Raw genomic sequence first — 20,804 nt, forward strand, 5'->3', positions numbered from 1 at the left:
GGTTTGGATTTTAAAATATCCCAACATATTGGTATTGTTAAAGCTGCAATTTTACGGTTAATTTGTGTAATTAATCTAAATAAAAAACAGTATGATATACAACAGAACGTCTAATGGCTGTTTATTTAAATGTGATTCCTGCAAGTCAATCCATTTGGAATTCAATAATATAAATATCAACTTTCCGAGTAAGGATAAATATTATCAGTTTGCAGAATATCTTCAAGATATTAATATTGCGTCGGTGGTAAAGCAGAATGCTCATTCGCCTTATCAAAGAAAAATTGTAATCCCTATTGGGAGTGGTAGCTGTAATTTCATGTTGCACTCTGGTGAATTAGAAGATTTAAAAAGACTTTGTCTATTACAGCTCGATACAAATATTATCAACATGTCGAAACTTGAGATTGATTTTAGTCTAAACTAAATAATGTTTCCTACTTTTGTTTCTCATTTATTAAATACCTCAAATTGATGAAGAACATTACAGGACGTTGGTCGTTTAACGAAGATTTTGGATTTGGTACCGATGAAGGTTTTGCCGAATTTACCCAAGAAGGAGAGAAGCTTACCGGGATTGTAGTTTATACCGAACGAATAGAAGGAGAAACTCCTTTTCGTGTTCAGCAAGATGTGGAAGGAAGTTTCGATGGCGCCAACTTTAGCGTAACAGGTACAAATGTGGAGCTTTTAGATTGTGAAAAGCAGTTTGAATATCATTTGGATACCTGGGAAGGCATCTTGAATTCTCAAGACCAAATTGTAGGTCACAGCTACGATCATCACGAGTGCTATGGTGTTTTTGTGATGAAGCCAATTGACTAATTAAAGTGAATTTTTTCATAAAAAATCTTCGTTTGAAAATCAGTGTGTTGTGGCTGAATCTTCCATTTTCAAAGGGTTTGGCGAGATTTTTTAGCCAAAAGAATTTTGTGGGAAAAGAAAAAATACTCATATTTGCACCGCAATCAAACGCAAGGCGGATGTGGCGTAATTGGTAGCCGCGCTAGACTTAGGATCTAGTGCCTTCGGGCGTGGGGGTTCGAGTCCCTTCATCCGCACTCGAACGAAAAGGATCAACGAAAGTTGGTCCTTTTTTGTTTTCTGAAAGTCTTGAAAAGTTTGAATGGTGAAAAGTGGAAAAGTTGTAAAATTGAAAAGTCAATGCGATAAAACACTTTCATGTAATTCGCTATTCACTTTCACACATAACAAAACCACCAAGTATGAAAAACTTTCATTACTGGGCGTTTTCCCTTGAATCATGAATGTTTTTATATCCATGATTCCGCTGTGATGTTTCAGGCTGCTTTATATACTTGATAAGCGTGTAAAGAAAAGTTCACAAATTGATTTTGTAAATACGGCATTTACACCGTATCTACAAATATAATTTACAGCTAAGCATCAGTTTAAAAACAGGCTTTTTTTTATTCTATCCCTACATCCCCTAAAAAGGACTTTTTCTTGTACTCTTTTTATAGCTTGCTGCTCACTATTAATTGATAATTGTTCATTGCTCCCTGATTAGCTCATTAATCGAAATATGGCAATCGCAAATATATAGAATCGCAGAAAGCGGAATAATCCATAGAACAAGTACTTTTTAAAGCTAAATCGGATAATTCCAGAAGCAATACTTACAATGGAGAATGGGATTGGCAGTAATGCTCCTACAATAATCAGAAAACCGCCCCATTTTCTAATATTTTGAATGTGCTTGCCTATTTTTACTTCAATCCAGTTTTTCAGACTTGGAATGCGCAAAACCAATCGTCCAATGCCATAGGAAACACAACCACCCAAATAGGATAGAAGCGCCAATATCGACAGGTAAACAATTGGGCTAGGAAGGGTTTTAACCCATGCAATAAACAGTTCTGGTGGAATTAATCCAAGTAAAGATTCTGAAACAAAGAATACGCTTAAAAGGCCAATGGTAGGCAAATCCTTAGTAGTTGTATAGAAGAGGTTCTCAAAATCGAGTACATAGTATTCCAGAAAGAACAACAATCCCACAATCAGAAGTAATGGAAGAATTGCTTTCTTAAGATTTGAAATGATAAAATTATAAAATCCAGTATATGAATAGTACTGGTGTAAGAGCACAAGTCTTGGTTTACGGCTCTTTTTGCTTGGTTGTAATTTCATAAAACAACTGTAATTCTTGCACCGAATGCAAGAGATCTAAAAATTAAACATGAACTACCTAACTCATTGAATTGATGAGCTATAAATGGCAATAAATAAGATGAAGCGCTGGTTTACACCTGAGGTGGCGGTGTAATTAATCGAAAGACTTTGGTGCTGGATTTTTGACACTCATATAAATGTTCCTGAAGAATTACATTCGCAAAGAAAGTAAAATTACATCTCGAAAACTCATCAAACTCTTCGGTGTCCATCTCTTCATAATCAGAAGATGTATCTTGTAAATCGGAACAATTTTCCATGCTAAAAGAAAAAGAAGTCTCCTGCTGAATATCAATTGAATTCAGCATGGTAGCCAATACTACTAGTAAACTAACTAGCATAACAAATATTGATTTCTCTTTCATTTTCGATAACATGATAGGCAAAAGTATTAAAAATAGATATACAACAAGCTGTTTGAGAACGAAAATTATGAAACTTTAACAAGTAGGGAAAGCCCCCATACGATTTAGGATTACGCCTGTTTCGCAGCTTTGCACACCGTCATATCTTTGTGTCAAAACAGAATGCGATGATGAACAGGAACCATAACAACAAAATATTGATACTGGCAGATTTCTCAGAAGGAAATCATTCTGCAATAGATTTTGCTATGAAATATCTTTACAATAAAGGTTCAAAGATATATTTTATTCAAACATGGCAAAAACCGTCATATGGAGCATCAATGGTAAGAGATTTGGCTCCTATCTTAAAAGATATTTCTGATCGGGAATTAAAAGCTTTAAAAGCAGATGCAGTCAAGAATTATCATTTGGATGCTGCAGATATAGAGTTGTTATCATACGAAGGTGAATTGACTGATTTTTTTAATACTGAAATGTATAAACAGTATTCCTGGCAGGTGGTGTTTGCTTTAAATGATTTTTACAATGATTTACAGCGCAATCCGAGGTTTAAAAACATTCTTACTTCGGTTAAACAACCGCTTTATGTGTTACAAAATTGTAAGTCAGCAGGAAGTGTAAAGAGTATTTGTATCAGCAATTCGAATTCAGAAATTTCGGAAGCGATTCTTGGTCCATTGCAAAAAATCTGCATGACTCAGAAATGCGATGTTCATGTAGGTTTAAGTATAAATGACATTTCGATTCATGATAAGGCAAATTTGGTGAAAGCGTATTCATCAGCTTGTTCTAATGCCTCTGTAAGGTTCGAAAATCTTTCAAAAGATCATAAACTGGAACTAAACAGAAATGATTGTGTGTTATGGATATATAATGATAAGAAAGTAAAGTGCGAAGAGAAAAATCTTATTAGCTATTTCGATAAGTGGTTTGTTAAGAGTAAGGGAATAACTGTTGATAACTTTTAAAAGTGGGTGAGGATGAAAGCAAATAGATTCAATCGGATATTGGTGCCAGTAAGTTTAGCTGTTGAAAGTACTACAGCTTTTAAACAAGCTTTGTTTTTTAGGAAACAGTTTGGAGCTGAAATTACATTGTTGCACGTGGTTCAGAAGGTGGGAGGTTTATCTAATGTATTTCAGCCAAGTCTAAAAAACAGCCTTCAGGGAAGAGGAATGGTGCGCTTAATACGCTTTGCAAAAACGCATTTTAGGGGAAGAATACCAGAAGATGTGAATCTTAGAGTTGAAGTGGGTAATCATGTACAAATAATCAAAAGTATAATAGATTCCGAATCTTTCAATTTGGTCATTTTAAACAGAAGCAACCGAATTGATGGTTTGGCCGAAAGATACAATAGCAATAGTGTAAACCAGATTATACGAGCGTCGAGATGTCCGATTATGAGCGTAAATGACAGGTGGACAGGAAGTGGCATTAGAAATGTGTTGGTTCCGGTAGATACTTCAAGACAATCGCGAGATTTGGTGAACTGGTCGATACTGCTGGGAAAAACATTCAATGCGAAAATAAAATTGCTTGCTGCATTAACCGTTAATATTGAGCTTAAAAGAAGTTTAGCTTATAAGAAAACCCAAATTATGCAGCACCTGATCGAGAATGAAGGGGTAAAGTGTTCGGTGGAAGTTGTGGAGAAAGAAAGCAATACCAGGAGTGATGTTTTGATTGAATCTGCAAAAAAAACACAAGCCGATTTACTATTGGTTCAGGGTTTTCAGGATTTAATGTTTAGCAATTCACCAAGCGAAAGACTATTGAGTGATTTCTTACAGAGTTCAAGCCGACCAATTTTTAGTCTGGGAGTAAAAGATGAAGGATTTGTTTCCAATTTGCTAATGATGAACAGCAAGCAAGTGGTTCTCTCAGATAGAATATCAAATAAAGCATTTAAGTGGTAGTTACAAATATACATTCACAAACCAACCAAAGCAGATCAGAAAGGAAAATCATAAATTATAATTGATTATTAGGGGATATACGAATGATTTTCTTCGGAAAGCTTCCAATAGGGCATTGAGATAGTGAAACCATAGTTAGTTTTTGGAAGCTTTCCTTTCTGATCACTTGGATTAAAATGTGACGATAACTTCTTGCCAACTATTTATTACAATAAAATATTTAGTAGATTTGACTTAAATGTAATTCTGGATATATTTTTCAATGAATAGAAGGTTTTTTGTAAAGCAAAAGATTGCCCTGATTTTAATAGGTTTCAGTCTTATTGCCATAGCTGCTATTTTATATATTTTAGATCGTAGCTCTGATCTGGATAATGAGCATATTGCATTGGTTGAAAATTCAGAAAAGATTGAAACAAGGTATATGATATTCGAATCAAGTATGGCGATTACCAGGAGGACACAAATTCTACAATATCCTTCGCTATCGATTCTCTATTTGCCAAAGTCTATCAGAATATCGAAAATATTCAAATTATTGCTTCCAAAAAATTTGAATTCAACACAAGCGAGAATAGCAATTTCATGATTGCACTAATGGAAGTAAAGAGTTCAATTCTTGATTTTGATTCAATAGTTAGAAATGATCAGGTTCCATCGCAAGGTAAAAATCTTAAACAAAGTGTTAGTGCGTTTACAAAAACTTTCGCAAATTACGAGAAAGCCTTGCACCTTTACATTTATCAAACCAACCAAAAGTTTAAGCGAAATATCTTTTTCCTACTTGCTTTTATACTGATCCTACTTTTAGGTAGTTTGTTTCTGGTGATTCGTTTAATGAATTCTTTAACCAATGCTCATTTGCAATTGGTACGCAACACGATGACAGTGGAGCAGCGCGAAAGAAAAAGAATCGCCAGAGAGCTGCATGATGGGCTTGGAGCCTTACTTTCCAGTATCGGATTGTATGGTAAAATGCTTGGAAAAGAGTTAATAGATAACAAAAACTCCCTGGATAAAGTACGACAAATCAACCAGCTGTCAAAACAAGCGCTTGATACGGTATCTGAAGTTATTAATAACCTGAATCCTTCTGTTTTAAACAGGTACAACCTTCAGGAATCCCTGCAACGCCTGGTGGATAAAATCAACAATCTTGATAATGTGGATGTTACCTTGCATGTAAATGACTTTAAAGGGCAACCGCTTCAAAGTACACAAGTGGTGATTTATCGCATATGCAGCGAGTTGATAAATAATACCTTAAAACATGCAAAGGCCACAGATATTCAAATAAAACTATCTGGCGAAAACATTTTGGTATTACAATACTCCGACAACGGTGTTGGCTTTGATTTAGAGAGGTTGAAAACCATAGATGGAAAAGGCATGGGGTTGCAAAATATTATTGAGCGAGTTGAATCCATTAATGGAACCTATCAAATACAAACTTCAAAGGATAAAGGGTTTAAGATAAAAATTCAATTTGCACTGAGTAAATCAAATCAAAAATAGATGGATAAAATAAGAATAATACTGGTTGACGATCACAAGATATTTAGAGATGGATTTCGTATGCTTCTACAGAGCTTTTCTTTTGTGGAAGTCATCGCCGAAGCTTCAAATGGAAATGAGTTTCTTTCATTAATTACTGATCAACAGGCCGATATTATTTTTATGGACATCAATATGCCACAGCTTGACGGGGTAGAGGCAAGTCAGAAAGCTCTTGAAATGTATCCGGATCTAAAGATTATTGCCTTAACCACATTTCTTGATGATGATTATCTTGAACAAATGTTAATGGCTGGTGTTGAAGGGTATATGCTAAAAAGTGCTGAGATTGAAGAGTTCGAAAAGGCGATTGTGAAGGTATATGAAGGAGGAAATTATTTTTCTGATGAAATTGTAAGTCTATTATCGGGTAAGTTGAACATGCTTCGCAAAAAGAAAGAGAAGAAAGATAATTTGCCTGAATTTACAGAAAGAGAAAAAGAAGTATTGGAGCTAATTTGTAAAGGTTATGCCAACAAGCAAATTGCCGAGGCTACTTTTTTAAGTATTAAAACCATTGAAAAACACAAAAGCAGTTTGTTTCAAAAAACGGGAACCTTTAATACTGTTAATTTGGTAATTTATGCATTTAAGCACCAAATCATTAAATTTTAGGCTTAACTATATTTTTTATTATAGAACAATTGATTGACCTCAATTGTTATTCTTCCAGATTGGGTGTGAAGTAGGGAAAACCCCATTGTAATTGCCATCTCTGCTTGATATTTTCGCAATCCATTTGATTGGATAACGATATTGTTACAACATTTATATTTTAATCCTGAAAGCTTTTGGGATTAAATACCATTCGGTATTAGTATTAAATTTTAGGGAAAGATGATTCAATTTTTAAAAAAGCAAAAATTATTTCATAGGATTAAAGATCCTTTGGTTGAATTCGTACGATTAGAAGCGTTTAGTGGTATTGTTTTAATGTTTTTTACCGTTATGGCTTTGGTATTGGCCAATTCTGCCATAGGAGAATCTTTTATTGCTTATTGGAGCAATTATTTTGGAGTTCAGTTCGGTGATTGGAGTCTAAAAAAGTCTTTCCTGCATTGGATCAATGATGGTTTAATGGCAGTTTTCTTTTTTGTGGTTGGGTTAGAAATCAAAAGAGAACTATTAACCGGTGGATTATCATCGATTAAGAAAGCAAGTTTGCCAATTTTTGCAGCTATTGGTGGGATGTTAATTCCAGCATTAATATATGTAAGTTTTAATACACAAGGGTCTGGAACACATGGATGGGGAGTGCCAATGGCAACAGATATTGCATTTGCGTTAGGTATTCTGATTCTACTGGGCAAACGAATTCCAATTTCGCTTAAATTGTTGCTAACTTCCATAGCTATTGTAGATGATATTGGAGCTGTAATAGTAATAGCATTGTATTATACCAGCGAAATAGATTGGATATATTTATTATACGGCGGTGGAATTTATGCCGTGCTATGGTTTTTTAATTATCTTAAAATTAGAAATATACCGGTTTACTTGATTTTTGGAGTATTTCTTTGGTATGTACTTTTAAAATCGGGAGTGCATGCTACTTTGGCAGGAATTCTATTGGCTCTTACAATTCCAGCACGAGCGAGTAAAAATCTATTCGAATTTATTGGTTCAAATCAAGAGTTATTGGAAAACCTGGAAACAAAAATATCTAAGCTTTCAAAGAAGCCAAACGAGAAATTCATACAGTCTTCAGTTAGTTCTATTGAGAGTATTTGTATAAAAGTGATATCACCACTGCAAAGATTGGAACATTCGTTCCATCCATGGGTAGCCTACTTAATTGTTCCTTTGTTTGCATTTGCAAATGCCGGGGTAATAATTGATACAGAATTAACAAGTAGAGTATTTGAACCCATATCCATTGGAATTATTGCAGGGCTTTTTGTAGGTAAACCGTTGGGAATATTCCTGTTTTCATGGATTGGAGTTAAAATGAAGTTGGCACAAAAGCCAAGTGAAATATGTTGGTCACAAATACTTGGGATTGGTTTCCTGGGAGGAATAGGATTTACAATGTCGTTTTTTGTTTCTCAATTGGCATTTACGGATGGTGAAGTATTGAGTTTGGCAAAATTAGCAGTCTTAATTGCCTCTTTCTTCTCCGGAATAACGGGCTTTTTAATACTAAAGTTATTATCTAAAAATCAATAATAATTTTTTCATAAGTTTTCATTGTTTATATGAATAGCCGAAGTTTACACTTCGGCTATTTTTTTTGAAAAAATAATGTCATATAATTTACTTGTTTATCAGGTAGTTTAGTATTGAATAGCCCTAAAATAGGGGAGTGTGGCGATATTTTTTTATCAGAATATTTTGTAGTAAAGAAAAAATCCACCATATTTGCATCGCAATCAAACGCAAGGCGGATGTGGCGTAATTGGTAGCCGCGCTAGACTTAGGATCTAGTGCCTTCGGGCGTGGGGGTTCGAGTCCCTTCATCCGCACTCGAACGAAAAGGATCAACGATAGTTGGTCCTTTTTTTTTGTATATCTCTCAAAGCTCTTTATGGCTTATTCTGGTAGTTTGTATGCTGAATCAATGCATTTGTACTTAAAATTTGTAAATCTGCTTATTCCTGTTCAAATTGGGTTTCTGATACTAAATTAATACTTGTTGATATGAGGATTTTATTGTTAGTCTGTTTGTGTTTTTCATTATCGACCAATGCACAATTGCCTGAAGTTGCGAGCGGAACCATAAAAAGGTTTGAAAACTTTGAGTCAAAATATATAGTTCCTAGAAATGTTGATGTTTGGTTGCCAGACGGATATACAGCGGATAAAAAGTATGCGGTTTTATACATGCACGATGGTCAGATGCTATATGATGCAACTAAAAGTTGGAACAAACAGGAATGGATGGTTGATGAAGTGGTTTCTAAACTAATTAATGAGGGAATTATAGAAGATTGCATTGTTGTTGGAGTTTGGAATGGAGGTAAATATCGTCACAGTGATTATTTTCCTGAAAAAGCGGCCAGCTATTTACCCTTGGAATTGGAAAAACAGTTGAAAGATACTTTATTGGGAGATTTGAGAGCAGACGAATACCTAAAGTTTCTAACCAAAGAATTAAAACCCTTTATCGACAAGAATTTTTCTGTAAAAACCGATAAAGCCAATACATATATAGCAGGTTCCAGCATGGGAGGATTAATTTCGATGTATGCCATTTGTGAATATCCTGATGTATTTGAGGCTGCGGCTTGTATATCTACTCATTGGCCAGGTGATACTAAAATAAGTGATAACAAAATTCCAGAAGCCTTTTATTCTTACCTGAAAAACAATCTACCTTCTCCGGAAAATCACAAAATCTATTTTGATTATGGAACGGAAACCCTTGATAGCTTATACAAACCATTACAGATGGAGGTAGATAAAATCATGAGACAGAAAGGATACTCAAAAGAGAACTGGATTACAATGGAATTTGAAGGAGAGAACCACTCCGAAGCTTCCTGGTGCAAAAGATTGCATATCCCTATTTCTTTTGTTATGAAGAAATAAGACAGTTAAGGCTTCCATTCTGGAAGTCTTTTTTTTGTTTATTGGATTAGTTGGATTTCGTATCTTAAGGATATGACAGCAAAAACACTTTCTCAAATTCTGAACATCAAACATCCTATTCTGATGGCACCTATGTTTTTGGTGTCGAATACTGATATGATTATTGCAGCCTTGGAAATGGGCTGTACTGGTGCAATACCTGCACACAATTATAGGACTGACAAGGAACTGCGTAATGCTATATATACAATCAGAAATAGCAATGATAAAGCTTTTGGATTTAATTTAATTGTCAATAAGTCCAATCCGAAATACCGAAAACAACTCTTAACGCTTCTCGATCTTAAAGTGGATTATATCATCACTTCCTTAGGGAGTCCGCGTGAAGTAATTGAAAAATGCAAACCTTTAGGCATTAAAGTATTTTGCGACGTGGTTGATGTGAAGTATGCACAGAAAGTAGAACAACTTGGCGCTGATGCTGTAATTGCCGTTAATTCTGATGCAGGTGGACATTGTGGTAGTATAAAAGCTGTAGATTTGATTCAACAATTAAGAGCAGAAATAAATATTCCTATCATTTCAGCTGGTGGGGTAACCAATTGCAATGATATTAAATCTATAATCGAATGTGGTGCTGCAGGAGTATCTGTAGGAACCATTTTTATTGCCAGTCATGAGTCTCCTGTGAGTAATGAATACAAACAGGCTCTTGTAAATTTTGGTTCAGATGATATTATAAAAATTACAAAGCTAACAGGATCTCCACTAACCGTTATCAACACTCCATATGTACAAAAAATAGGAACAAAGGAAAATATTCTGGAATGGATGATTCATAATAGTCCGCAATTGAAGAAGTATGCTAAAATGATATTGGCATGGAAAGGAATGAGGAAAGTTCAGCAATCCGCATTCAAAGCAGGATATGACAATGTATGGTGTGCAGGACCAGCAATTGGTGCAATTAGAGAGGTTCGATTCGTAAAGGAAATTATAAATGATTTAATTGAAGATTAATTATTTGTAAGCCATCATAAATCCTTTGCTGTTCATCCAGTTTTGATCTATCGATTCATCAACGATCTTATTCAATCGAGCCTTAAACTCATTATCCAGACTATTGTCACGAATGTATTTCACGGCCTCCTGAAATGATTTAAGCATGCTTTTATAGAATGATTCCTGCTTGATAAATTGTTCGGTTGTATAGGTTTGAGCCACTTCAATATTGTAGAGCATGATATCAGCAATTAAGGAAGAATCTACACCTAATCTTTTAAAGTGCCTGATGTAGCTCTGAGCAACAGAGCGTCTCATTTTTGCTTTTCTGCCATTAACAGGAAAATATTCTTTGGAGATCTTGAATTTACATTCCTCCATCAGTTTGTTTTCCTTGGGATTAAAAGCAAAATCATAAAACTCCTTAACATCTTTGAATCTGGTATACAAATCAATTATTTGATCTTGTAATTGTTCTTTAGTGAGGTGATGAATGTATTCTTTTAAGTCTTTCTTGCTCATATCAGGAAATTGAAATCCAAAGGTAAGATAAATAGCAATTGAATCAAGAATTGACCATTGGCATTTTACAGGTTAGTTATCCATGATTAGCAGAAGTAATCTAAAAAAAGAACCGATAGTTAATGATTTGTTACCTATCGGTTCCTAAACTCAACTGCCTATGCTTTGTGTGGGCTTATTGTATATTTTCTACTTTCTTAGATACTTATGAATTGAATATGCAGTTTTTCTGCCGCTATCCAAAGCACGTACTACAAGGCTTGCACCAGTAGTGGCATCACCACAACAAAAAATCTTTGAGTTAGAAGTTTTGCCTTGGATATCGGTTTTAATATTACCTCTTGCATCCAAATCTAAACCCAATTCACTTACCAATCCTTCGTGTATCGGATGAACAAAGCCCATTGCCAATAGAACCAAGTCCGCATCAATTGTTTCTTCTGTACCTGGAATCTCTTTCATCTGAAATTGTCCATGGGCATCTTTTGTCCATTCAATTTGTACAATTTCAAGTTGATTAACTTGTCCATTTTCTCCTTTAAATTGCTTCGAACTCAAAGACCAACGTCTTTTACATCCTTCCAAATGAGACTTGAGGTTCTTAAAGTGTTTGGCCAGTAAGGCCAAGGATTGTGTTCCTCTCTTTCTGCTGGTGGCTTAGGTAACAATTCAATTTGAAGTACCGATTTTGCCTTTTGGCGTACTGATGTCCCCACACAGTCAGAACCTGTATCACCACCGCCAATTACTACCACATTTTTACCTTTAGCAGAGATTCTTTCCTGCTTGCTAAATTCATCACCACGAACCACTTTGTTTTGTTGTTTTAGAAAGTCCATAGCAAAATGAATTCCGCTTAAATCACGGCCTTCGATAGGTAAGTCACGTGGTTTCATTGCTCCAATTGCAAGACAAATGGCATCGTATTCCTTTTCCAAGTCAGCGAATGATACATTTACACCAATATCTTGATTGGTTTTAAATTCAATTCCCTCTTCAACAAACAATTCCAATCTTCTATCAATAACATGTTTGTCGAGTTTAAAATCGGGAATACCATATCTTAGCAAACCACCAATGGCATCATCTCTTTCGAACACTGTTACGCTGTGTCCGGCTTGGTTTAAAAGATCGGCTACGGACAAACCTGCAGGACCAGATCCTATAATCGCTACTTTTTTACCTGTTCTTTTGGCAACAGGTCTAGCTTTGATATATCCGTAATCAAATGCCTTTTCAATTACAGATGCTTCATTTTCGCGAATGGTAACCGGTGAATTATGCAATGACAGCACACATGATTTTTCACATGGAGCAGGGCATACTCTTCCTGTAAACTCAGGAAAACTATTGGTGGACTGAAGAATCTGAGCTGCTTCTTCCCAATTCTCTCTATAAATTGCATCCTGCCATTCAGGTATTTTACTTGAGGTTGGACAAGCCCAGTGACAGAAAGGAATGCCACAATCCATACATCTTGATGCCTGATCAATTCTGTCTTCCAAGTTCAAAGTTTGTTCTACTTCTCCAAAATCTCCAATTCTATCTCTTACCGGACGATAACCGGCCTCTTTTCTTTTTATCTCTAAAAAACCTTTCGGATTTCCCATAATCTTTCAATTTACAGTTATCAGTCAACAGTTATCAATCTGTAAAACAATATAGTTCATTGATAACTGTTCTCTGTTTATTGATTTACTCATGTACCTCTGTTTGTGATTGTGCCTGCTTCAGCTTGCGACGAATCTTCATCAGTTTCTTCTCTTCCAATACTTTCTTGTATTCGTAAGGAATTACCTTAACGAAATGAGGAAGATATTCATCCCAATGAGTTAAAACATTAGAGGCAACACTACTTTGAGTTAGAAGTAAATGTTGATGTATCAAGCCTTGAAGCTCATGTATATCTTGCAGATTTTCTACTGGTTCAAGAGATACTAAGCTTTGATTACAAAAATAATCCAATTGTCCTTCCATATTCAGAACATAGGCAATACCACCACTCATACCTGCGGCAAAGTTTCTACCAGTAGGTCCCAAGATCACTACACGACCACCAGTCATGTATTCGCAACCATGATCCCCAACGCCTTCAACCACAGCTTTCGCACCAGAGTTTCTCACACAGAAACGTTCTCCTGCCATACCTCTAATGTAGGCTTCACCATTTGTTGCCCCATACAAAGCAGTATTACCAATGATAATCTGCTTTTCAGGTTTAAACGTAGTTTTGTTTGGTGGTTGAACCACGATTTTACCACCCGAAAGACCCTTTCCGAAATAGTCATTTGAATCACCTTCCAGTTTAAATGTCACACCTTTCTCAAGGAATGCTCCAAAACTTTGTCCTGCTGAACCTCTAAATCGACAATATATGGTGTCCTCTTCTAATTCTCGTTTTGGTTTTAAAGCCGCAACTTTACCTGATAACATGGCACCGGTTGTACGATCTGTATTCTTAATTTTCGAATCAATCCATACTTTTTCACCATCATGTAAGGCCTTTTCAGCTTGTTTGATTAGTTCATGATCCAATACCTCGCCAATCGATTTAATTGTAGCATTAACACCACACAATTCATGTCCATCAGTTTCTGGTAAGTGTAATAAGTTTTGAATGTCAACTGTATCTGCTTTCCATTTCTTGATATCCTTACGTTTTACCAATAGATCTGATCTACCAACCAAATCATCAAACTTGCGAACTCCAAGCTCAGCCATTAACTCTCTACATTCCTCTGCAAGGAAAGTGAAGAAGTTTACTACCCATTCCGAGCGTCCAAGGAATTTTTCTCTTAACTCTTTATTTTGAGTTGCAATTCCCACAGGACAAGTATTTAGGTGACACTTACGCATCATTACACAACCTAAAACTACCAGAGTACTTGTGGCAAAACCAAACTCTTCAGCTCCTAATAAAGCCATAGAAATGATATCTCTACCTGTTTTCAGCTGGCCATCGGTTTGTAGTTTAATTCTTCCTCTAAGGCCGTTAAGTACCAATGTCTGCTGAGCTTCAGCTAGCCCTAGTTCTACAGGTAAACCTGCATTTTTAATGGAACTCAATGGACTTGCACCTGTACCACCTTCGGCACCGCTAATTACAATTAAATCAGCGTTGGCTTTGGCAACACCAGCAGCAACTGTACCAACACCGTTTTCAGATACTAATTTCACACTTACACATGCTGTTGGATTCACATTTTTTAAATCGTAGATCAACTGTGCCAAATCCTCAATTGAATAAATATCGTGATGTGGAGGAGGAGAGATCAACGTAATTCCCGGTGTTGAATTTCTCAACTTGGCAATTATCTTATCCACCTTAAAGCCCGGTAACTGTCCTCCTTCGCCTGGTTTTGCACCTTGTGCTACCTTAATTTGTAGCTCATCAGCATTCACCAAATAGCCAGTATTCACACCAAATCGACCAGAAGCAATTTGCTTGATAGAGCTGCGTGCGCTGGAGAAGAACCTTTTGGCACTTTCTCCACCTTCACCAGTGTTACTTCTACCACCGATCTGATTCATGGCGATTGCCAATGCCTCGTGTGCTTCTTTTGAAATAGATCCGTAAGACATTGCACCGGTACAGAATCGCTTCATGATATTTTCTACAGGCTCAACCTCAGAAATATCAATAGGATTTGATTTGAAATCGAAATATCCGCGCAAGAAGTTTGGATTTCTGGTTTCTGCATCAACTAATTTCGAATACTCTTTGTATTTGGCATAGTTGTTTGTTCTTGTCGACCATTGTAATAAACCAATCGATTCTGGATTCCAACTGTGTTTCTCACCGTTTTTGCGGTAATGAATACTTCCATTGGTGGTTAATAAATCCTGATTTTCAAAAGGATCTTTCTCAGTAAATGCTTTCTTATGATGACATAGCATCTCTTCAGAGATCTCCTTTAAACCAACTCCACCAATTCTTGATGCAGTACCTGTAAAATACTTATTAATTACTTCATTACTGATACCTAAAGCCTCATAAATTTGTGCTCCCAAGTAACTTCCAATAGTCGAGATACCCATCTTCGACATCACTTTAAGTAATCCTTTGTCCACAGATTTGATATAGTTTTTACGAGCTGACTTATATTCTAAGCTAATTCTACCTTCTTTTACAAGCTTATCAATTACGGCATAACTCATGTATGGGTTGATAACACTGGCACCATAAGCAATTAATAGCGCGAAATGATTTACCTCACGAGCTTCTCCTGTTTCAACAACCAAACCAATTTGCATTCTCTTTCGCTTCTTGATCAAGTGGTGATGAACAGCAGCAACAGCTAACAAAACAGGAATAGGAGCCATTGTTTTGCTTACATTTCTATCGGTAAGGATGATATAGTTCTTTTTATCATCTACAGCCTTTTCTGCAAGCTTACAAAGGGAATCCAAAGCATATTCAAGACCTTGACCATTATCGGCAGCCTTGAAAAGCATATCAAGCGTTGCATGTCTAAATTCCTCATGTCTCAACTTCTTGATTTTTCCAAGGTCTGTATTCGTAATCAATGGACTCTTGAATCGAATCAACTTACAATGCTGTGGTGTCTCATCTAACAGATTCTTTTGAACCGCTCCAATATAGTTGGTCAAATCCATTACCAGATTCTCACGAATAGAATCAATCGGTGGATTGGTTACCTGTGCAAAAAGCTGACGGAAATAGTTAAAAAGCAAATGAGGTTTTTCTGATAAGGCTGGAATAGGGGAGTCATTACCCATTGAGCCAACGGGTTCTTGACCGCCTGTAGCCATAGGCAAAATAATGCGCTCAAAATCCTCTTTGGAATAACCAAATACATCCTTGCAAACTTCGAAATGATCCCCGATGTCCGATGGTACTCTTTTTTCAACAGGAATTGCCTTAAGATCCAATCTGTTCTCTTTTAGCCAATTTTGATAAGGATTTCTATAAGTCAATTGTGATTTTACCTCCTGATCAGGAATGATAATACCCAATTGAGTATCTACCAATAATAGCTTTCCAGGACGCAATCTTCCTTTCTCCTTGATTTCTTCTGCTTTAAAATTTTGGATACCAACTTCCGAGCCCATTACAATCATATCATCCTGAGTAATGACATAACGAGATGGACGCAATCCGTTTCTATCCAAGGTACCTCCAATATATCTACCATCTGAGAATACCAAAGATGCAGGACCATCCCAAGGTTCCATAAAGGTTGAATGATACTCATAAAAGGCCTTTAAACTATCTGGAATTGGATTCTTTTCATTCCACGATTCAGGCACCATCATACTTAAGGCATGAGGTAAACTTCTACCTGTTAAGAAAAGGAATTCCAGAACATTATCGAATGAAGCAGAATCACTTTTGTTTGGCTCTACAACTGGGAATAGTTTTTTTATGTCTTCTCCATAAAGTTCCGACTTTAAAAGAGATTCACGAGCCTGCATCCATAAACGGTTACCTTTAATGGTATTAATCTCTCCGTTATGAGCAACAATGCGGAAAGGTTGCGCCAAATCCCATGAAGGGAAGGTGTTGGTGCTAAATCTGGAGTGTACCATGGCAATGGCCGATTCCATTCTTGGATCCTGCAAATCGCCAAAATACTTTCCAAGTTGATCGCTGGCAAACATTCCTTTGTAAACAATTACCTTAGATGATAAGCTTGGGATGTAAAACATCTCTTTTTCTTTCATCTTGGTAGCTCTAACATAGCTCTCGGCTTGTTTTCTGGCAAGATACAAACGACGTTCTAAGTCATCTTGTTCGTAGTTTCCACCAATAAAGATTTGTTTAATTACGGGTTCCGATTGTCTTGCAATTACCCCAATTGCGTTAGTGTCTGTTGGGACATCACGTAATTGAAGAAATTCCAATCCCTCTTCTTCCAGAATTTGAATTAAGACTTCAATACAAAATTTCTCCTCTGTTTCGTCCTGTGGTAAGAAAATGAGTCCTGTTCCATACTTACCGGCTAATGGAAGTTTAATGCCAATTTTCTTATAAAAACTGTGTGGCACTTGCATCAAGATGCCTGCACCATCTCCACTTACATTATCGGCTCCACGAGCACCTCTGTGTTCCATATTGCATAGAACTTCCAGACCGCGCGTAATAATTTCGTACGATTTTTTTCCTTTAATATTGGCTACAAAGCCAATTCCACAATTGTCATGTTCATTCATCGGGTCGTACAGACCCTGTCGACTTGGTCTTAGGTTTCGCATAGGCATTATTTAAGTGCGAAGCCAGGCCATGATTTTTCTTTTTTGAAGACACTGAGCAATGAGAAAGTCCCCAACTATCTCTGTTATTCAGTAGCGACACAATGAATCCGATTGTCGCTGTCTTTAAGAATACATTCTGAAAATGTAGTGATAAAAATTTAAGCTTGTCTAATCCGTTGCAACAAATATAGCTTAAAAAAATGCTTTAAAACAACTATTATTGTTTAGTATTTATTCGCAAACGTTTTAAAACCTGAAAAATGTCATATTTTTTTCTCGCAAAGGTTTTCGTGATAATCAGTTGATTACGAAATATCCATAAAGAAACATTTTAAAATTACCTATTTTGGTAATTTTATATTAATGTTAAGTTTTGATGATTGAGCAAAAAAAATATCCTAAAAAGGATATTATCATTATTTTGCAGTTTCAATAACAGGTTGAACTTTTAAAATTTTAAGAAGTTTCTTTTCAATCCATTTAGGAAGGTATTTTCCAATCTTTGTAATAAATTGTTTACCCAAAATATACAAAGAAGAATAAAAGAATACTTTATTTAAGACGTAAACAGATGCAGTAAAGAAAACAACTTTTTTAGTTCCGGCAAGAATAAAAGGAAAAGAGAAAGTAAGAATAAAAGTAACAACAGCTAAACCAAACAACACAAATCCAACAATTTTTTTCCACTCCATAATGATTTCAACTATTTAATTTTTGACAACTAAAGCAATTCTACGGCGCAATTTATAAATGGTTTGAAAAAAATCAACATTTAAAGTGTTAAAAATCATTAACTAAGCTAAGGGTGAGAACATAAAAAAGACTAATGTATCTTAATTTATATTTGGAAGTTGAATGTGTTCTCAGCCAAAACCTCTACAAAATGGGATAATAAAAGGCTTACCCTTGAATTTAAATGAGGCTTTTGAAAATATTTTCTATTTTTCTTACGCAAAGGTTTTAAATATGGGGTGTAGTAAAAAAATACTTTTTCATTAGGATTTTAATTTTTTTTGCACTTATCTTTGTACCCAACAAGTCAAAAGAAGCATGGAAAAAGTATTAATCATTCGACGACGCATTTTTAGATCTTTATTTTAACGATAAGGACAAGTGTTGGTATGATTTTTTCCCAAGCTTTCCAATTCGGAAAGTTTTTTTTTGAAATTTATTTAATAAGAAGAACCAAATGATTCAATTGTTTTACATCCGACGACGACGAATGAGCGCACCTTTAGGGAAAGCGGATTTAGTCTTATTGTCGTGTAATCAATGATTAAGAACAATATATAGAAGGCTTACCGTTTTCCCGGTAAGCCTTTTTTTTGAACTATTTGAAAGCAATTGAATTAAAGAATATAAAAATGAAAAGTATAATCTATACAGAAAGCAGACGCCACTTGCGAAGTAACTGTTACCCTGGAGGGACGGATGAGCTTGCTGTATCTGATTGTCAGATATATAATAAACTGTATTAAGCTTACCGTTCCTGCGGTAGGCTTTTTTTGTGTGAAATAATTAAAACAAAATAAGATGAAAACAAACAACTCCTTAGAACTCCGACGACGATGGTTTCGGATTTTAAACAACGGAAAATTAAAAGAAACATTCTTTATTGATATTAATAACAAGTGGTTATGCCTTACTGGTGTAGCTTTATTTTGGGAAACCTAGAGACTAACAAATGATAGACACATTAATGGAAGTTGAGCAAAAAATAAGTGTCATTGTAGCAGATTTAAGACATATTGATTATGCAACAGAAATTTGCGATATGATTGAAAGGGCCGCAAAAATACGCGGTACCGGAATTGCAAAAAGAAATCCTTTGTACCTGGTACAAAAGATTCAGGAAGGGAAAGCTATCATTGCTTTTGATGACTTAAAAGTAATTGGATTCTGCTATATAGAAACTTGGGAGCATGGTAAATATGTTGCCAATTCAGGTTTAATTGTTGATCCGGAATACCGAGCAGTAGGATTAGCAAGATTAATTAAAGCAGAAGCATTCAAGTTGTCGAGGAAGCGATATCCACAGGCTAAAATCTTTGGTTTAACAACCAGTCTTCCTGTAATGAAGATCAATTCGGATTTGGGTTATAGACCAGTAACATTCTCAGAGTTAACTACTGATGAATCATTTTGGAAAGGATGTAGTAGTTGTGTGAACTACGATATTCTGCAAAGAACGGATAAGAAAATGTGCCTTTGTACAGGGATGTTATTCGATCCGAGTAAAAATGGTACACCCAATTCAAACGAAAGCAAATAAACAATTCAATCAATCTAAAAAGAGAAAACAATGACAACAGATAAGAAAAAAGTAGTATTAGCATATAGCGGCGGATTAGATACAACATATTGTGCACTTTACCTTTCTAAGGAGTTGGGGATGGAAGTGTACACAGCATTAGGAAATACGGGTGGTTTTAGTGATGAAGAACTGGCTGAAATTGAAGATAGAACCAAGCAATTGGGAGTTGTTGAACACGTATCGCTGGATATTACAAAAGAATACTACGAAAAATGTATCAAATACATGATTATGGGTAATGTGCTTAAAAATAATACATACCCATTATCCGTAAGTTCAGAGAGAGCTTTTCAGGCAATGGCCATTGCTCAATATGCTCATTCCATTAATGCAGATTATATCGCACACGGGAGTACAGGTGCAGGAAATGATCAAATCAGATTCGATTTGATTTTTAAAATTATGGCTCCAAATGCCGAAATTATTACTCCAACCAGAGATCTTGAATTAAGCAGAGAAACTGAAATTCAGTACTTGAAAGATCATGGTATTCATGCGAACTTCGAGAAAATGAAGTATTCCATTAATGCTGGGATTTGGGGAACCAGTATTGGAGGAAAAGAGACCCTAACCTCAAGTCAACCATTGCCTGAGGAAGCTTACCCTAAGCAAGTTGTAAAAACAGAGCCAGAGAAATTAAGCATTGAGTTTAAGGAAGGTGAATTGGTAGCGGTTAACGGCGAAAAAGTAGCACACGCTTTAGAGGCAATTCAAAAAATAGAAGCAGCTGGTGCAGCCTTCGGTATCGGAAGAGATATGCACGTAGGTGATACCATTATTGGTACCAAAGGTAGAGTAGCATTCGAAGCGGCAGCTCCTTTAATGATTATAAAAGCTCATGAGACTTTGGAAAAGCACACTTTAACCAAGTGGCAAATGTACTGGAAAGAACAAATTTCCAACTTCTATGGCATGTTGCTTCATGAAGCACAGTATTTAGAGCCGGTAATGAGAAATATGGAGACTTTCCTTGTTGATTCACAAAAGAATGTGAATGGTACAGTTTTCATTAATATGAGCCCAAAACAGTTCTTTGTTGAAGGTATTGAATCACCTAACGATCTAATGTCTGATTTGTTTGGTCAGTATGGCGAAAGTAATGAAGGTTGGACAGCAGATGATGTAAAAGGCTTCACAAATATTTTGGCCAATTCTCTTAAGATTTATCATACAGTAAATAAGCAATAA

General features: G+C 35.8%; 19 protein-coding genes and 2 tRNA genes. 14 read left to right on the forward strand and 7 right to left on the reverse strand.

The window, feature by feature from the left end; translation table 11 throughout:
• The first annotated feature begins 91 nt into the window (after window positions 1-91).
• From JCM15579_RS14505 to JCM15579_RS14515, 3 genes are all read left to right on the forward strand, one after another.
• The gene (locus JCM15579_RS14505) at window positions 92-427 is read left to right on the forward strand and encodes a DUF6686 family protein (protein WP_157471496.1); all 336 of its coding nucleotides are present in this window, start codon (window positions 92-94) and stop codon (window positions 425-427) included.
• Between the two features lie 47 nt (window positions 428-474).
• A complete protein-coding gene (locus tag JCM15579_RS14510) occupies window positions 475-825 on the forward strand; it encodes a hypothetical protein (protein ID WP_054721168.1) in 351 nt (116 codons plus the stop codon).
• A 154-nt stretch (window positions 826-979) separates the two neighbouring features.
• A tRNA-Leu gene (locus tag JCM15579_RS14515) sits at window positions 980-1,061 on the forward strand.
• Between the two features lie 466 nt (window positions 1,062-1,527).
• On the opposite strand, the gene JCM15579_RS14520 is transcribed toward JCM15579_RS14515, so the two are convergent.
• Window positions 1,528-2,151, reverse strand: a complete 624-nt coding sequence (locus tag JCM15579_RS14520) for a YqaA family protein (RefSeq protein WP_054721169.1) — start codon at window positions 2,149-2,151, stop codon at window positions 1,528-1,530.
• Between the two features lie 113 nt (window positions 2,152-2,264).
• Complete coding sequence (locus JCM15579_RS14525) at window positions 2,265-2,534, reverse strand: hypothetical protein (protein WP_157471497.1); 270 nt, start codon at window positions 2,532-2,534, stop codon at window positions 2,265-2,267.
• 191 nt (window positions 2,535-2,725) lie between these two features.
• Here JCM15579_RS14525 and JCM15579_RS14530 point away from each other — a divergent pair, with 191 nt between their 5' ends.
• The 8 genes from JCM15579_RS14530 (at window position 2,726) to JCM15579_RS14570 (ending at window position 10,582) form a co-directional block, all read left to right on the forward strand.
• On the forward strand, window positions 2,726-3,529 hold the full coding sequence (locus JCM15579_RS14530; protein WP_054721171.1) for a hypothetical protein: 804 nt from the start codon (window positions 2,726-2,728) through the stop codon (window positions 3,527-3,529).
• Between the two features lie 12 nt (window positions 3,530-3,541).
• Window positions 3,542-4,480: a universal stress protein gene (locus JCM15579_RS14535; RefSeq protein ID WP_054721172.1), complete on the forward strand. Its 939-nt coding sequence runs from the start codon at window positions 3,542-3,544 to the stop codon at window positions 4,478-4,480.
• Window positions 4,481-5,065: 585 nt separating this feature from the next.
• Window positions 5,066-5,995: a sensor histidine kinase gene (locus JCM15579_RS14545; protein ID WP_054721174.1), complete on the forward strand. Its 930-nt coding sequence runs from the start codon at window positions 5,066-5,068 to the stop codon at window positions 5,993-5,995.
• On the forward strand, window positions 5,996-6,649 hold the full coding sequence (locus tag JCM15579_RS14550; protein WP_054721175.1) for a response regulator transcription factor: 654 nt from the start codon (window positions 5,996-5,998) through the stop codon (window positions 6,647-6,649).
• Window positions 6,650-6,871: 222 nt separating this feature from the next.
• Complete coding sequence (gene nhaA / locus JCM15579_RS14555) at window positions 6,872-8,200, forward strand: Na+/H+ antiporter NhaA (protein ID WP_054721176.1); 1,329 nt, start codon at window positions 6,872-6,874, stop codon at window positions 8,198-8,200.
• Between the two features lie 214 nt (window positions 8,201-8,414).
• Window positions 8,415-8,496: transfer RNA gene (locus tag JCM15579_RS14560), tRNA-Leu, on the forward strand.
• Between the two features lie 175 nt (window positions 8,497-8,671).
• Complete coding sequence (locus tag JCM15579_RS14565) at window positions 8,672-9,562, forward strand: alpha/beta hydrolase (RefSeq protein WP_054721177.1); 891 nt, start codon at window positions 8,672-8,674, stop codon at window positions 9,560-9,562.
• A 72-nt stretch (window positions 9,563-9,634) separates the two neighbouring features.
• Complete coding sequence (locus JCM15579_RS14570; protein WP_054721178.1) at window positions 9,635-10,582, forward strand: NAD(P)H-dependent flavin oxidoreductase; 948 nt, start codon at window positions 9,635-9,637, stop codon at window positions 10,580-10,582.
• Here the strand turns inward: JCM15579_RS14570 and JCM15579_RS14575 are convergent, their stop codons facing one another.
• The 5 genes from JCM15579_RS14575 to JCM15579_RS14590 form a co-directional block, all read right to left on the reverse strand.
• On the reverse strand, window positions 10,583-11,086 hold the full coding sequence (locus tag JCM15579_RS14575; RefSeq protein WP_054721179.1) for a DUF6155 family protein: 504 nt from the start codon (window positions 11,084-11,086) through the stop codon (window positions 10,583-10,585).
• A 189-nt stretch (window positions 11,087-11,275) separates the two neighbouring features.
• Window positions 11,276-11,644: an FAD-dependent oxidoreductase gene (locus JCM15579_RS21575; RefSeq protein ID WP_245625917.1), complete on the reverse strand. Its 369-nt coding sequence runs from the start codon at window positions 11,642-11,644 to the stop codon at window positions 11,276-11,278.
• Window positions 11,641-12,696: a glutamate synthase subunit beta gene (locus JCM15579_RS14580; protein ID WP_245625919.1), complete on the reverse strand. Its 1,056-nt coding sequence runs from the start codon at window positions 12,694-12,696 to the stop codon at window positions 11,641-11,643. Before JCM15579_RS14580 ends, JCM15579_RS21575 begins: the two co-directional genes overlap by 4 nt.
• 85 nt (window positions 12,697-12,781) lie before the next feature.
• Window positions 12,782-17,302, reverse strand: a complete 4,521-nt coding sequence (gene gltB, locus JCM15579_RS14585) for a glutamate synthase large subunit (RefSeq protein ID WP_054721224.1) — start codon at window positions 17,300-17,302, stop codon at window positions 12,782-12,784.
• A gap of 416 nt (window positions 17,303-17,718) precedes the next feature.
• The gene (locus JCM15579_RS14590; protein ID WP_054721180.1) at window positions 17,719-17,994 is read right to left on the reverse strand and encodes a hypothetical protein; all 276 of its coding nucleotides are present in this window, start codon (window positions 17,992-17,994) and stop codon (window positions 17,719-17,721) included.
• An 841-nt stretch (window positions 17,995-18,835) separates the two neighbouring features.
• On the opposite strand from JCM15579_RS14590, the gene JCM15579_RS20300 reads away from it, so the two are divergent.
• The 3 genes from JCM15579_RS20300 to JCM15579_RS14600 are packed head-to-tail and all read left to right on the forward strand — an operon-like array spanning window position 18,836 to window position 20,804.
• Window positions 18,836-18,976, forward strand: coding sequence for a hypothetical protein (locus tag JCM15579_RS20300; protein ID WP_157471498.1), 141 nt, complete (start codon window positions 18,836-18,838; stop codon window positions 18,974-18,976).
• Window positions 18,977-18,986: 10 nt separating this feature from the next.
• Window positions 18,987-19,574, forward strand: coding sequence for a GNAT family N-acetyltransferase (locus JCM15579_RS14595; protein ID WP_245625921.1), 588 nt, complete (start codon window positions 18,987-18,989; stop codon window positions 19,572-19,574).
• A 30-nt stretch (window positions 19,575-19,604) separates the two neighbouring features.
• Entirely contained in the window at window positions 19,605-20,804 is a 1,200-nt protein-coding gene (locus JCM15579_RS14600; RefSeq protein ID WP_054721182.1) for an argininosuccinate synthase, read from the forward strand.

This window comes from Marinifilum fragile JCM 15579, from assembly GCF_001310955.1.
Taxonomy (GTDB): Bacteria; Bacteroidota; Bacteroidia; order Bacteroidales; family Marinifilaceae; genus Marinifilum; species Marinifilum fragile.